This is a genomic window from Pseudomonas sp. McL0111 (genome assembly GCF_052567255.1).
In genome coordinates, this window is sequence record NZ_CP199585.1 from 5,989,742 (window position 1) to 6,002,414 (window position 12,673).

14 protein-coding genes are annotated in these 12,673 nt (G+C 58.3%); 1 reads left to right on the forward strand and 13 read right to left on the reverse strand.

Features of this window, described 5'->3' with window-relative positions; translation table 11 throughout:
* Positions 1 to 44: 44 nt before the first annotated feature.
* The 12 genes from ACTWLJ_RS26940 to ACTWLJ_RS26995 all read right to left on the reverse strand — a co-directional run bounded on the left by ACTWLJ_RS26940 (position 45) and on the right by ACTWLJ_RS26995 (position 10,791).
* Positions 45 to 389, reverse strand: coding sequence for a head decoration protein (locus tag ACTWLJ_RS26940; protein ID WP_445179172.1), 345 nt, complete (start codon positions 387 to 389; stop codon positions 45 to 47).
* A gap of 2 nt (positions 390 to 391) precedes the next feature.
* Positions 392 to 1,540 carry a head maturation protease, ClpP-related gene (locus ACTWLJ_RS26945; protein WP_445179173.1) on the reverse strand — a complete coding sequence of 383 codons (1,149 nt, stop codon included), beginning with the start codon at positions 1,538 to 1,540 and terminating at the stop codon, positions 392 to 394.
* On the reverse strand, positions 1,537 to 3,018 hold the full coding sequence (locus tag ACTWLJ_RS26950; protein ID WP_445179174.1) for a phage portal protein: 1,482 nt from the start codon (positions 3,016 to 3,018) through the stop codon (positions 1,537 to 1,539). Before ACTWLJ_RS26950 ends, ACTWLJ_RS26945 begins: the two co-directional genes overlap by 4 nt.
* Positions 3,018 to 3,224: a phage head-tail joining protein gene (locus ACTWLJ_RS26955; RefSeq protein ID WP_008087653.1), complete on the reverse strand. Its 207-nt coding sequence runs from the start codon at positions 3,222 to 3,224 to the stop codon at positions 3,018 to 3,020. Before ACTWLJ_RS26955 ends, ACTWLJ_RS26950 begins: the two co-directional genes overlap by 1 nt.
* A gap of 1 nt (position 3,225) precedes the next feature.
* Positions 3,226 to 5,250, reverse strand: coding sequence for a phage terminase large subunit family protein (locus ACTWLJ_RS26960; RefSeq protein ID WP_445179175.1), 2,025 nt, complete (start codon positions 5,248 to 5,250; stop codon positions 3,226 to 3,228).
* A 4-nt stretch (positions 5,251 to 5,254) separates the two neighbouring features.
* Positions 5,255 to 5,857 (reverse strand): terminase small subunit, encoded by a 603-nt coding sequence (locus ACTWLJ_RS26965; RefSeq protein ID WP_445179176.1) that lies wholly within the window; start codon positions 5,855 to 5,857, stop codon positions 5,255 to 5,257.
* Between the two features lie 168 nt (positions 5,858 to 6,025).
* Positions 6,026 to 6,370, reverse strand: coding sequence for a phage holin family protein (locus tag ACTWLJ_RS26970; protein WP_445179177.1), 345 nt, complete (start codon positions 6,368 to 6,370; stop codon positions 6,026 to 6,028).
* Positions 6,371 to 6,896: 526 nt separating this feature from the next.
* The gene (locus ACTWLJ_RS26975; protein ID WP_445179178.1) at positions 6,897 to 7,256 is read right to left on the reverse strand and encodes a PA0613 family protein; all 360 of its coding nucleotides are present in this window, start codon (positions 7,254 to 7,256) and stop codon (positions 6,897 to 6,899) included.
* On the reverse strand, positions 7,249 to 9,468 hold the full coding sequence (locus ACTWLJ_RS26980; RefSeq protein ID WP_445179179.1) for a VapE domain-containing protein: 2,220 nt from the start codon (positions 9,466 to 9,468) through the stop codon (positions 7,249 to 7,251). Before ACTWLJ_RS26980 ends, ACTWLJ_RS26975 begins: the two co-directional genes overlap by 8 nt.
* Positions 9,458 to 9,688 carry a TraR/DksA family transcriptional regulator gene (locus tag ACTWLJ_RS26985; protein ID WP_122611979.1) on the reverse strand — a complete coding sequence of 77 codons (231 nt, stop codon included), beginning with the start codon at positions 9,686 to 9,688 and terminating at the stop codon, positions 9,458 to 9,460. The genes ACTWLJ_RS26980 and ACTWLJ_RS26985 overlap by 11 nt, the downstream gene beginning before the upstream one ends.
* Positions 9,681 to 10,199 (reverse strand): phage regulatory CII family protein, encoded by a 519-nt coding sequence (locus tag ACTWLJ_RS26990; protein ID WP_083352342.1) that lies wholly within the window; start codon positions 10,197 to 10,199, stop codon positions 9,681 to 9,683. The genes ACTWLJ_RS26985 and ACTWLJ_RS26990 overlap by 8 nt, the downstream gene beginning before the upstream one ends.
* A 331-nt stretch (positions 10,200 to 10,530) precedes the next feature.
* Positions 10,531 to 10,791, reverse strand: a complete 261-nt coding sequence (locus ACTWLJ_RS26995) for a hypothetical protein (RefSeq protein ID WP_445179180.1) — start codon at positions 10,789 to 10,791, stop codon at positions 10,531 to 10,533.
* Positions 10,792 to 10,870: 79 nt separating this feature from the next.
* Here ACTWLJ_RS26995 and ACTWLJ_RS27000 point away from each other — a divergent pair, with 79 nt between their 5' ends.
* The gene (locus tag ACTWLJ_RS27000; RefSeq protein ID WP_445179181.1) at positions 10,871 to 11,602 is read left to right on the forward strand and encodes a S24 family peptidase; all 732 of its coding nucleotides are present in this window, start codon (positions 10,871 to 10,873) and stop codon (positions 11,600 to 11,602) included.
* A gap of 18 nt (positions 11,603 to 11,620) precedes the next feature.
* Here ACTWLJ_RS27000 and ACTWLJ_RS27005 read toward each other — a convergent pair whose 3' ends face one another.
* Positions 11,621 to 12,625, reverse strand: a complete 1,005-nt coding sequence (locus ACTWLJ_RS27005) for a DUF2806 domain-containing protein (protein WP_445179182.1) — start codon at positions 12,623 to 12,625, stop codon at positions 11,621 to 11,623.
* Positions 12,626 to 12,673: the final 48 nt, after the last annotated feature.

Consider the following 12,673-nt stretch of genomic DNA (forward strand, 5'->3'; position numbering starts at 1 on the left):
AAAAATCCCGCACGCGGCGGGATGCATATAAAGGAAGGATCGAGTTAGCGGACGATCACGAAATGAGTGGCGAGTGCTTTCTCGGCAGCCAGATCGAGGCCGGTCAAGTGCGCTTCACTGACCTCAGCCAATCGCACCACGGCGCGACCGCGACGAACCACGTCGGATTCGCCGAGCGGGCCGTAGAGAATGGCGACAGCGTTTTCTGTGCCGTCCTCTGCCGTAGGGTTGTACGGTGCGAATTCGCCGCTGGCGGTCACCAGCCCGAGAATTTGTCCCGGCCACAATGCTGGCCCCGCCGCTACGTTGATCGCTTCGCGCGAAATGGTGCCGGCGCCTTCGGACAGCAGGAACTCGCCTGCGTGCATCGGTTCCCGTTTGATGGTCATGCTCATGCTCCTTTCGCGCCGCGCGCGGTTCCAGTTTGAGCCGCTTGGCGAGCAGCCCAAATCGAGTTGGGGTCAGGTTGTTTGGCCAGCACTTTGGGTGCCGGGTCGTCCGCGATTGGCAGACTGTTGTCAATCTCAAAGCCTTTGCCGCTGGTGACAATCTTGTCGAACAGGCGCGCTCGCACCGCCGCCGCATCCAAACCCGCCGCGACATACTCGGCGCTGAATTCCGGCAGACGCGCGGCCACGCAGAGGTCGTTCACCGCCTTGGCGCGTGCCAGACCAGCCAGCACGATCTCTTCGCTTTCGAGCTGAGTGGAACTGAGCAGCGGCTCGACCAGGTTGCTGATGCCCGCCGCAGTGCAGCGCTGAGTGATCATCAGCGCCAACTTGGCCGAGTCGACTACAGGCGGCACCAGCGGTGGATCTACAGGTTCCAGTTCGGGGTCCGGCTCAGGTGGCTCGTCGAGTTGGGCCAGCAATTCAGCCGGTGCGTTCTGGAATCGCTGCAGCACCGCGCCCTGACCAAGACAGGCTTTGACCTTGACGCCGTCGCCCACTTCATCAGCCAGCCCCAATGCCACCGCTTCGTTTGCGGTCAGCCAGGTTTCAGCCGCCACCAAACGCCGCAATTCCACCTCGTCGATGTCGGGCGCTTTAGCTTTGTACGCGGCAATGATCGCTTCCATGGTCTGGTCGAGGACGTCGGCGACCTTGCGGAAGTCCTCCGCATCACCGGCGGCGTAAGTCCATGGGTTATGAATCATCAACATCGCGTTGGAAGCGATCACCACCCGGTGGGCACCGCACACGGCGACACTGGCGGCACTCGCTGCGAGTGCATCGATCCGCCCGGTGCAGCGCTCACCCAGACGCGACAGCGCGTTGTGCATGGCCAGACCGTCGAACAGGTCGCCGCCGATACTGTTGAACGCGGCCACCACCGGCGACACACCATCATCCGTGGCGCGCAGATCCTGCACGAACTGATTGGCAGTGATACCCCACGCGCCGATCTCGCCATAGACGAAGACTTCGATCACTCGCTCGGTGGCCTCGCCGCTGGCATGAACGGCATACCAGGTCTTGTCCATGACCTCGACGTGTTTGCCGGCGCGGTTGTAAATACGCGGTTTCGCGCTCTTGCTCATGGTTGCTCCTTGTCGTCGGTGTCTTCGACGGCATCCAGGGTGTTGTAGTTGAGGCCCAGCGCTGTGGCCCGCGCCAGATCGGCGGCGTTTTCCAGATCGACCGTTTCGGCGTCGTAGCCGGTACGCAGGACCATCTCGCTGCGCGACGAAAAACCGGCTCTCACCTCCATCGCTCGTGCTTGCACGTCCTGAACCGGCTGGATATAGGCCCAGCCTTGTGGCACCCAGCGAGTGCGCAGGTACTGGCGGCGCTTCTGCGCGTAATCGCCCAGCACCAGAACACCCGACAGCACCGCCATGTCCATCCACGCGGCCCGTACCGGGCGGCAGAGCTGATGCACGTACACGCTAAATTGCAGTTGCTCCAGGCGGCGCCGGAACTCGTTGAGCACTACCCGCAGCGCTCGGTCGTTGATCCCGCGCATGTCGCCGGTGAGGATTTCGTAAGGTGTACCGCTACCCGCCGCTGCAGCCATCAACTGCTGACGCATAAAGTCCGGGTAGTTGTTGCCGGCGTCGGGTGGTTTGGAGAACTCAACCTCCTCACCTGCCCCCAGTTCCTGCATGGTGCCGGGTTCGAGCGCGACCATCGGAGTGAAGCCGTCTCGATCCAGATCGAGCGGCTGACCGGTCACCGGATCTCTGGGAAGGGGTCCCGAGTCCGGCGCCGGACGCTTGATGAAACCGGCAAAAAGGTTGGCCACTTCCTGCCGGAACAACACCGCGTCGTCGTAGTTGTCCAGACTGCGCAGGCGTTTGAGCACCGGCGACAATCGCGGCACACCGCGCAACTGACCCGGCTCAACCGGTTCGAAGATGTGCAGCACCTGGGCGGCTGGCACACGCACCAGCTGGTTGTAGCCGGCGTTCAGCGAGGCTGCATCACGCGGATGCGACAGGTACATCCAGTAAGCCACCCGCTTACCGCCGGGGGTGAATTCGATGCCGGCGCGGATGACGTTGCCGTTTTTGGTTGATTCGAATTTGTCGTGCGGCACGAACTCCGGCGCCAGAATCTGCAACTGCAGCGGAACCGCCAAACCTTCATCCAGACTGCGAGGACGCAACCGGACAAAGCATTCGCCCGATGTTTCCACCGTGCGCGCAACCAGTGCCTGCTGGCCGTAAAAGTCGGTGCGGTCATCCGCGTCCGACTCATCGACCCAATCACCCCACAGCTCCTGCAGCAGTTTGCGCAGAGCATCGTCGTCAGTCGTTGGTCGAGGGGTGATGCCGGTGCCGATCAGGTTGCTGACGCGCTTGTCGATTACGTTGAAGGCATACGGATCATTGCGAACCGCTGCCCGCGAGCGCGAACGAAGGTTGCGCAGTGCCGGGGTGTTGATGCTGTTGATTCCGTTGTCGGGAGCATCCCAGCCAGTGGATCGGCGCCCTTCTCCGGCGCCTTCGTAACTGGCCTTGATGTTGGACGGCAGGACAAATCCGTTACGGGTCAGCGTTGGAAATTGTCGGGCCATCAGACCCCCTTCCCTGCATGGTACAGCCGGACCACTCGCGAACGTGGCCCGGCGGCGCTGGCAAGCGACGAGCGTATTTCTTCACGCGCCTTGAGCAGCTCATCAACCGTACGGTATTCCACCGTGCGGTCGGTGTAGCGCACAGTTTTTTCACCGCGAGCAATGGCCGCCTCAACCGCGTCGAGGTGCTTTTTTGTAAAGGACATATCAGCGTCTCTTCAGATAGCCGCTGGCAGAGCTGCGGCGTTGAGGGGATGTTGCCGGTCGCGATGGCATAACCGGAGCAGCGGGTTGCGGTGCTGGTTGGGCCTGGCGCACAGCAGCAGGCGCAGGTGTTTGCACGTCATCAAGTCGCTGGCCCTGAACAGGTTTGATGCTCAAGGCGTCGTCGAACAAGCCGGACTGGGCCAGAGCTTGTCGCACCCGGTCCCAATCGTGTTCCTGATAACGGTTGATGCCGAGGTAATGCGCCATCGCGAGGCAGTACACCATCAGGTCGAGCGCTTCGTTGCGCTCAGCCTTGCCTTTCACCCATTCGATGCGCTTATGACCGCGCACGTAACGCACGACTTTGCGCTCGGCGACGCACTGGGCGAAGAACTCGTCCGGCAGGTCGTTGGCAAAGTGCAGCGAACCGGGGCCGTCCGGGAACGGGTAGCGGTTGTAGATCCAGTCCTTGGCGGTGTCGGTACCGACAAACCACAGCTCGGCGCCGTTGCGTTCGGTTTGGCCCTTCCAGGTCACGTCGACCATGGATGGGCGCTGTGCAATCACCGGTCGGCCCGGCTTGCTCGCGCCCTTGATGGCGAAGATGTTGCGCCAGCGGCGAACGCGGCAGAACTGGTAGACCTCATCGGTATGGTGACCGCCGGAGTCAACGCCGGTGGCGAGAATCGCCAAGCCAACGCCACATGGATGCCGGTAACGAGCCTTGAGTTTCTCATCCAGCACCGCCCAGGTGCGGTCGTCTGCCGGATCGCCCCAGATTATCTGGTGGTCGACCACCCAGCGCTCCATGCCGACGCCGAAGCCCATCACCATCAACTCCAGGCGGTTGGCCTGAACGTCGACGGCGCCGGTCAGCATCAGCACACCGGTCGGCATAGCGCCGAGGGTGTAGGTCTCCAGCCGCGCCCGAGCAATCAGCACTTCCGCCTTGGTCTGTTCGAGTGCGCTATCCCAGACCTTGGCCAGACGGGTGTTGTAGAACACCTGCATCAGGCTCGTATCGCCTTGAGCCTGGGCTTTTTTGGCGTCTTCAAACTCAACGGCGAGCGATCCCCAGTCCATCCAACCGGTCGGCGAGTACAGTGCGTTGAGATGAAAGCCAACGGTTTTGCCATCACCACCAGCATGTGCGCGCCACTCGCCTCGGGCGAGCATGTCGCTCTTGTGGTGCTGCTCGATCAGCACGTCGCACTCAGGGGCTGCGCACTCGTAATGCACAGTGCTGAAGTCCTTGCTGTAGTGCATCCGCTCCCATTCCAGCACCTGCATATGACCGCAGGTGGGACACGGCACGTAGTAATGCCGCTGGTCGCTGGATTCGAACAGATCAGCGATCCGCGACGCGCCCTTGATCGTTGGCGAACTGGAAAAGTAGATCTTGGCGTTACGGCCGAAGTTGGTCGCTCGCGTTTCTGCCAGCTTGATGGGGTCACCCTCTTGGCCGACGTCGTTCTCCCAGCGGTCGACTTCGTCGCCGTAGATGTAACGAGCCGACAACTCAGACAGGTTAGCCGCAGAACCGGCAGTGGTGACGTACAGCGAACCGCCCTCGAATTCCTTGGTGTCCATCGTGTTGCGCGCATCCCGTGAACGAGTTGCCGCAACACGTTCACGCAGAACGGGCGTTGCTTTGATGGTCTTGCTGATCCGCCCCGAAACCCGCTTGGACAAGCCGAGGCTGGGCAGCAGCGCCAGAATGTTCGACGGCGTCATGTGGATCAGGCCGCCTATCCAGTTCAAGGCGATCTGCGTTTTCATCAACTGCGAGGCCACCATGGTGACCACACGCCTGCAAGGGTGAGCCGGCGACAGGCAGCGCATCGGCTCGCGGGCATAAGGTGTTCGAGAGGTGCGGTACTGGCCGGGCTCAGGCGCACCGGTGTCTCGCGGAATCCGCATGTACTCGTCGGCCCATTCGTCGATCCAGAGTTCTGGGTCAGGGCGCAGTCCACGGAAATAGGCCTCACGGTACACCTCTGCACCGTCAGGAAATTCCGTGTGCATGGGTTCAGTCCGGTGTCAGGGCATGTTCAAGGTCTGCTGAAGAGAGGCGCTCGGCCTCTTCCAGCGTTTTACGAAACGTGGCCGTCAGGTGTTTTTCGATCAGCCAGGGATCGGTCATCGCCGCAAGGTCGTGGGACAGTTGCGGCAACGGCCCGAACAGTTGATCGCGCAGCAAACGGCCAGCGTTATAGGCGCCGATTTCGACCGCTTCCTTGGCGACCAGTGAACCCTGAGCCTTGCCCAGTTCGATCTCGGCCAACTTCGCCATGTTGTGCTCGCGCAGAGCACGGGCCCTTTGGAAGTCAGGCTGTTTGCCATCGCTGGGAACCATCTGCGGCGGCGCAGCCGTGGAAGTCGGCTCGACCGAAGTGGACAGTTGGCTGTAAACGTCGCGCTGAATCCGGTCCTGCTGGTGGCGTTCGGCAACGGCGGCCTTGCTCGGGTCAGCGGTGTCACGAATCAGCGCTTCGGTGGCATGCACATCAACCTGCTTTCCGTTGGGCGAAAGCACCAATCGATTATTGTCTTTCAACCAGGTGATGTAGCTCGGCGACCTGCCGAGCCGGGCCGCGAAGGCGCTCTTCGACAGGTAGGTTGGTTCTGTCATGAGCCCTCCTTTTTCAACGTATTTCAATGAATCCTTTCAAGATTTCAATGATTGAAATTTCAGTAAGCTGGGAGACCTGCGGCTAACAGTTTCCCGCGGGTTTCCGACCCCGTACCCTTCAGATACCCCTAGGGTCCCCGGCGGTCTTCGGCGCACCAGATCGGTGCATCACCCCTGTTCGCCCCCGGCTGGCGGGACTTCGCAGACGCCCAGCCGTTTCGCGGCCCAACGTTCGTACAACCCGATGGCAACATCGGCACCAGCCATCGCAGTGAGGCAACCCAAGGCGCCTGCCGTCCAAAGTGACATGCCGGCGGCGATCATTAACATCATCGCCGACACCCCGCAGACAATACAGGCACCAGAACGAAGTGCGAGCCTTCGCAACAACGCCCAGCCCCGCGCCCCATCCTTGTCTGCTCGCCACATTTCCCCCGACACACCGCCAACCAGCGCCAGGACAACCACTAACCAGATCGGCATCTCTGCCAGTGCTTGTTGCTCGTTTGTCATCGCATACCCCATGAACGCAAAAACCCGACGCAATGGCCGGGTTTGGTGGTGTGGTGCCTGCCGCTCTCTGCGGTCGCACCTATCGAAGATGGCTACTTTTTACAGGTCGATTCCGGTGGCAGCAACCCTGTTTTAATGCCACCCGGTGAATAAGTGGGTAACGCAGGGTGAACGCCTAGCGAATGTCGGCGAATACACCTCCCCGGCATTCTGTTGTTGCGGCGGTGTCCCATACGTCCCACTTTTCAGAATCGAAGTAGGACACCTGAGAGCGCCTAAATTCGGGGCTTTGCCCCACTGTCCTACTTATCTTTCTCCTTTCTCGTGTTAAGGAAGAAATTAAGAACACGCGTTCGCGCGTAAGCGCGTACTTCTCGTCCGCTACGCTCACACGGGAGGGAGGCACTTCCAAGCGGGACGGTGGGACAGCCCAGCAACGACATGGCCCGCACCTGTCCCGCCGCATCAAAACGTAGCGAGACAAGACGGGCCAGTGGGACAGCAACAGCGGGAGCGATGCTAGGGGTCACGCAGCCATTCCCATCATCACACCGAAGATCTGCAAATGTGCATCGTGCAAACGCTGGTAGTACGTGTCGCGGCCACAACCGCAATGGGCGTACCGCAAACGCATATCCACATCGAGCGTGCAGTAATGCTCCCGCACGACCGTCTCCAGCTCGGGCGCGAGATGCTTGTTCACGATCAACTCCATGTCCAACGAACTCTCCAGCGGCGCACGGAAGGCACGTCGCCCCCGGATCAATTGACCATTGGTCTCCATCATCATGGCGACCATATTCCCACCTGCGAGACCTCCGCTTGAGAGATCCGAATGCAGCTCCTGCGCCCATGACCTAAGCAGCGAATCGATCTCCTTAATCATCGAAACAAGGCTCCTCGAACGCTTCCCGCTGCAACGCCGAAGCACCGCCCCACCCTACCGGCTTCTTGTAAGCCCACGGCCGCTGCCCACTTTTTACCAGCGCAGGCAACCGCACACGCCGCCATCCCAATCGATGCATGATCGCTCCGACGCGCATCTGCTCCGGCTTGCCCCAATGGCCAAAGTCCAACTTCAGCGCATTGGCCAGCACCTCACTGCCGGTGGTGGTTTCGCCGATCTGCGATTCTTCCAGCCAGGTCAGAATCGGGCCTTCCCACTCATCCACTACGAAGCGCTCGTCCTGCTCCTCGCCGAACATAGCCGCCTCATCCAGCGTCACCCACCAGAGATCGCCCGCGTCGTAACAAAACACCGCCTCAGCCCACAGCTGATCGCGCATCGAACGCAACAGCTCCAGATCGACCTTGGTACACGCCACCGGCCAATAGCGACGGTTGCCCGTGGCATCTTTTAGGTACTCGTCCTGGTTGGTCGTACCCACGAACACACACTGGCGTGGCACGTCCATCGTTCTGCGACCGTAGCTCTCGCGATATGTGTCGGTGGACGCCGAAAAAAACTGCTTGGCCTTGGTGCTCTCAGCTTTGTTGAAGCTGTCCAGCTCACCCAGCTCGACGATCCATTTGCCCCGGATCGCCTGAAAGCCATCCTTGTCACCCAATGCGAACGGCGTATCCATAAACCACTCGCCGCCGAGAATGCTCATCGCCGTCGATTTACCCGCGCCCTGCGCACCCTCCAAAATCATCACCGAGTCAGCCTTGCAACCCGGCTTCATCACCCGTGCGACGGCCGACAACATCCAACGCTTACCAACCTTCGAGGAGTAATCAGTGGCCTTCACACCCATGACATCTGTAAGCCAACTGTCGAGGCGCGGCACACGATCCCATTCCAGCTTGCGCAGGTACTGACGCACAGGATGAAACGCGTGGTCATGCGCCACCACGCTAATTGCCTCAATCACATGGGACGACTTGACTCGCAAGTTGTACTGCTGCGCGAGCCATTTCATCACCCGCATGTCATCGATGTCAGCCCAGTCACCGGTACCGCCGCCATACGGCGCAGAGCGCAACTTAACGATCTTCGAACTGAAGGCGCTGTACGTGACCACCCCAGCCCAGCGCTCATCGTTAGCCAGGATCAGCTCAACGTTCTGCATGTGCGCAATCAGCGCGCCGCTTTCGCTACGGGCCAGCAGATCTTTCCAACCACCAGCAGCCGGCGGCTTGACCACCGCCAACACCTGACGGCGCACCGCCTCCAAACCTTCCGCAACATGCAGATCGTTGAAGTCGGTCCACTTGGCTTCCCGCTCTCCCGAAAAGATCGGCGCTACCACCTGGCCACCGACAATCAGCGCCGCGTTATTCGCTTTCTCTTCACCGGGGTTCCACGCATCGCCATTCGGCTTCGTGGTCTTCCAGTCATCATCTCGGCAGATGATCAGCGGGCAACCGGCGAAGCGCTCGCGCATGGCCTTGCAAACCACCAGCAAATTGCCCGCATCAAATGCAACGGCCACGGTTAGTGACGTGGCCATATGTAGGCTTGCGCCGGTCGCGTAACCCTCACACACCAGCACCGGCTCGCCCGGATCCGGATGCGGTCCGATCAGATGGAAAGCACCCTCTTTCGACATGCCGTAAGGCCAATAGGATTTGTCCCGCCCGGTGTCCTCTTGCTTGGTCGGAAACACCACCTGCAGGCCGACAATCTCGTCACGGACATTGCTCATCGGTACTAGGAACGCACCGGTGCGCGGCGCATACCGAACGCCGAAGCCAACAATCTGCTTTCGATCCAGATAGTCGCTACGGCCCTTCTCAGGCATGCGCTTGAACATACCCGCCGCCCGCTTCGCTGCACGACGTGCCGCATTGGCCGAGATCTCAGCCGCCCGGCGCTTGGCCTCCTCCTGTCGAGCGCGCATAACCTCCCGCTCTTCAGGCGACATCCGTCCAGCCTTGACCTTGATCTTCTGAGACTCACCCGAACGCCAGTCACCGAACGCACCGAAGATCAGCGTTTCGTCTTTCTCGGTGCGCTGTTCGTGAACGACATACCAGCCGTTCTTTTCCTTGCCTTTATCTTGCGTCGTCTTGCAGCGAGTCAGCTTGCCGAAAACCAATGGCTGCGCAGGCTCAAGACCGTAATCCGCGAATTGCCCCAATACCTCATCGAGCATGGCGCGCCCCTTTCAATTCCGCGAGCGAAAGGCAATCGACGCACTGGGTACAGCCGGGCTGCGCCAAACGGCGAGCCTCCGGGATCGGCCCATCGCACGCTTCACAGAACAGAAACGAATGCGCCGCCAAAGCGGGCTTGGCGGCGAGGAGACGTGCAGCGAGCGCTTGATCAATACGCTCCTGCACCAGGTCATTCGCGAAGTCGACGATATCAACCACGATCAGTACCCCGCGTCGTCTGATTGACGTAGGTGGCGCGGTTGAACAACCCCAATAGCCCTTGAATACCCCGAAACACCTGCAGGCGAATCGCGGCCAATTCCTCATCGGAAACCACCCCGTCGCCAATGCTCTTGGCCCAGGTATCCGCCAGATCCGCGACCTGCCGGAAGTACTCGGCAATCCCGGTGGTCAACGTCTCGGGCATATCGTTGGTGTACGCCTCCGCCAGCTCCTGCCAAGTCGTGTCACCGACCAAGGCATGCACTGCATCCAGAATACGGCGATCCTTGGTCAGCTCCAGAATCTCGCCGAACTCTTGAATGTTCACGGTGTGGCTGGGATGGGTTGGAGACAACTTGTGCTGCAGCGTGGTCGCATTCCGGCCGGTGGTGGCGGCGATGGCGGCGGCGCCGCCGGGGTAGTCCCGAGCGGCGTGGTAAAGCGCGAGATCGAGCGGCAAAACTTCCCGCTGCGCCCGCTCAACAGAACTCAGAGCGATACGGCTCATGGCATTAATCCTTGTAAGTTGCCAGTGCCGCGCGACATGCAGTGGTGATACATTTGCCGCGTGGCTTGAAAGGGCCCAAACGCCGGCTAGATCTTCGGGATCGATACCGGCACCGTGCCGGGGCGAGCAATCCGTTGCTCACCCCTGGCGCAACAGCTGCCCAATCTGTGGTGGAAGAGGCAGCAACATCAAGGCTTCCTAGCCTTGGAAAAGCGCGATAAAGAGAGGTGGTTGCATGTGGTGTGCCCGCCTATCTTTATCGCGACCCGACAGCGCTGTGGTGGTGCGTGTCGGGAGGAACTGGGCGGCCTTTGGGTCGCCTTTTTTCTGACTATGCAGCAGCTTTTTGCGGAGCCGAAGCGTTCAACAACCAAGCAGCTTGGAAAGCGTTGCCTTTCTGTTTTGCAGCTGTAGCCAGCAGCTCGGCGTAATTGGTTTCACCTGTGTAATCCGTCCGCGGCAGACATGCCGCCTGACGCCATTTGTTAAGAGCCTGATAGCTTCTATTGCATACCTTCGCAGCGGCCCCGATGCCGCCTACGGCTTCAAACGCAAACGCAATCGCGCTCGGAAAATCTGCGGGGTCCAACATGACAACCTCCATTTATCAACTTACGGTTGATGTTATAGATCAACTGACTATTGCGCAACCTTTATGAGACTCTCAACTCATGGTTGATAAAAACTCTCTCCGCGCAGCTTTCAGCGAGCGCCTACACGAAGCCCTTGATGATGCCGGCATACGCAGCCGGGGTCGTGGTGTGGACATTCATCGTCATCTGAAAAGTGTTGGGGTGGACAAAACGACGCAGGCCATCAGCAAATGGCTGAACGGCGAAGCGATGGCTGAGGCAGATAGTATGTCTGCACTCTGCTCATGGCTGGGGGTAAGACGGGAGTGGCTTGAGTACGGTGTACTGCCAAAAGAGCAGACAGGCGAAAGCAATGTTCACCAACTCGGAGTTAGTGACGGGAGCAATGTCAGAGAGATTAATAAGCGGTTTGGCAAAGTACCTTTGATCTCTTGGGTTCAAGCTGGTGCATGGTGTGAGACGGCTTCAAACGTTGATTCATATGATGCTGATTCTTGGCTTTCTTGCCCCGTCCCAATCAGTAATCATGGATACGCACTTAAAGTACTCGGTGACTCAATGACTAACCCTGGCCCCGGGCGCAGTTATCCAACTGGATGTATCATTTTTGTTGATCCAGAAGCGGAAGCAAAAACCGGAGATCGCGTTATCGCTAGAGTCCCGAGGACAAATGAAGCAACTTTCAAAATTCTAGTAGAAGATGCCGGAAGACAATATTTAAGACCGATAAATCCGCAATATCCAATCATCGATATTACGGAGGAGACTCACATCTGTGGAAAAATAGTTGGCTCGTTCATCCCAGAATAAATCAACAACACTCAATAGCTACAGCTGAATAGCATTGCTAAACATGTAGTAGCCATCCTTCAGCAAATAATCAACAATTTCAACTGAGAACCCTTGTTCCTTCGCGAACTGGCCTAGTTTTCTGAGATAATTCTCATCACACTCAAACTCCGCCAAAGTCTTCATTTGCAAGCCGAGTGCGGAGACAGCATAACCCTTGATCTTTAACGCAGCATTGAGATCGTCATGCGTGATCAGTAATCCTTTTTGATAGGATCGCAAGAACCTAATCCACCTTACGCCAGGCTCATGAGTAGTAATATTGTTAGATATGTTCCCTGTAACACCAGTCAAAATACCCAAGCTTTCCAGCTCCAGATACTCTGCATAGCGCAGCGCGCCGTCTTCAACTTCAAAACCCGACCAGATAGCCCCCTCTAAATCGAGCCTCAACACTCTTTCGATAAGTTTTGCCTCCCTCTGAGACAAGTTCCGCACGAATTCCAAACAACGCAAGGAATAAGCTCCGGGCTGTTTAACCTCCCCCGCGAGCAACCGCCCCCAGAGCCTTTGCATATCATCAGATGAAATCTGGCTAGCACAGTCTTTCCACCGATATATCCAATCATCTTCAACTTTCTCGTCACTCGGCTCCGCATCATCCTGCATCACTGATTCCTCAGCATAAATCAAAGCTTTTGAAATATTGACCTCTTTTTGAAGATTATCAGCAAGCCCTTGCAAACCGACTTTTTCAATCAAGCTTTCGGTATTAATAACCGGCTCTATTCGAAGGTGACTCTTAACCCTTCTCTCATCAGCAAACGGAAGTTTCAAAGAAAAATCCGATAATTCTTTCACTCCATTACGAATGTCTTTAATTTCACATTCCACTTGAGCCAACGCTAATAGCTCAGCACGACGAATTTCAAGGTTAGCCAAACCTTCACGCCTAATTTGAGCAGGTCTGAAAATGCTACCTATCCCTTTATCCGCGACTGACTCCCATATCCGGATAATGAGCTTCTCACCTGGTATCTTCATTTTTTAGCCCTAGATAGGTTGGCCATGCCACTGATTGGTGTGGTGTTT

Coding starts and splice junctions, on each gene's coding strand:
- ACTWLJ_RS27005 (WP_445179182.1), bottom strand. CDS start 12,625: ATGAAGATACCAGGTGAGAAGCTCATTATCCGGATATGGGAGTCAGTC.
- ACTWLJ_RS26960 (WP_445179175.1), bottom strand. CDS start 5,250: ATGCACACGGAATTTCCTGACGGTGCAGAGGTGTACCGTGAGGCCTAT.
- ACTWLJ_RS26945 (WP_445179173.1), bottom strand. CDS start 1,540: ATGAGCAAGAGCGCGAAACCGCGTATTTACAACCGCGCCGGCAAACAC.
- ACTWLJ_RS26990 (WP_083352342.1), bottom strand. CDS start 10,199: ATGAGCCGTATCGCTCTGAGTTCTGTTGAGCGGGCGCAGCGGGAAGTT.
- ACTWLJ_RS26980 (WP_445179179.1), bottom strand. CDS start 9,468: ATGCTCGATGAGGTATTGGGGCAATTCGCGGATTACGGTCTTGAGCCT.
- ACTWLJ_RS26975 (WP_445179178.1), bottom strand. CDS start 7,256: ATGATTAAGGAGATCGATTCGCTGCTTAGGTCATGGGCGCAGGAGCTG.
- ACTWLJ_RS26940 (WP_445179172.1), bottom strand. CDS start 389: ATGACCATCAAACGGGAACCGATGCACGCAGGCGAGTTCCTGCTGTCC.
- ACTWLJ_RS26995 (WP_445179180.1), bottom strand. CDS start 10,791: ATGTTGGACCCCGCAGATTTTCCGAGCGCGATTGCGTTTGCGTTTGAA.
- ACTWLJ_RS27000 (WP_445179181.1), top strand. CDS start 10,871: ATGGTTGATAAAAACTCTCTCCGCGCAGCTTTCAGCGAGCGCCTACAC.
- ACTWLJ_RS26950 (WP_445179174.1), bottom strand. CDS start 3,018: ATGGCCCGACAATTTCCAACGCTGACCCGTAACGGATTTGTCCTGCCG.
- ACTWLJ_RS26965 (WP_445179176.1), bottom strand. CDS start 5,857: ATGACAGAACCAACCTACCTGTCGAAGAGCGCCTTCGCGGCCCGGCTC.
- ACTWLJ_RS26970 (WP_445179177.1), bottom strand. CDS start 6,370: ATGACAAACGAGCAACAAGCACTGGCAGAGATGCCGATCTGGTTAGTG.
- ACTWLJ_RS26955 (WP_008087653.1), bottom strand. CDS start 3,224: ATGTCCTTTACAAAAAAGCACCTCGACGCGGTTGAGGCGGCCATTGCT.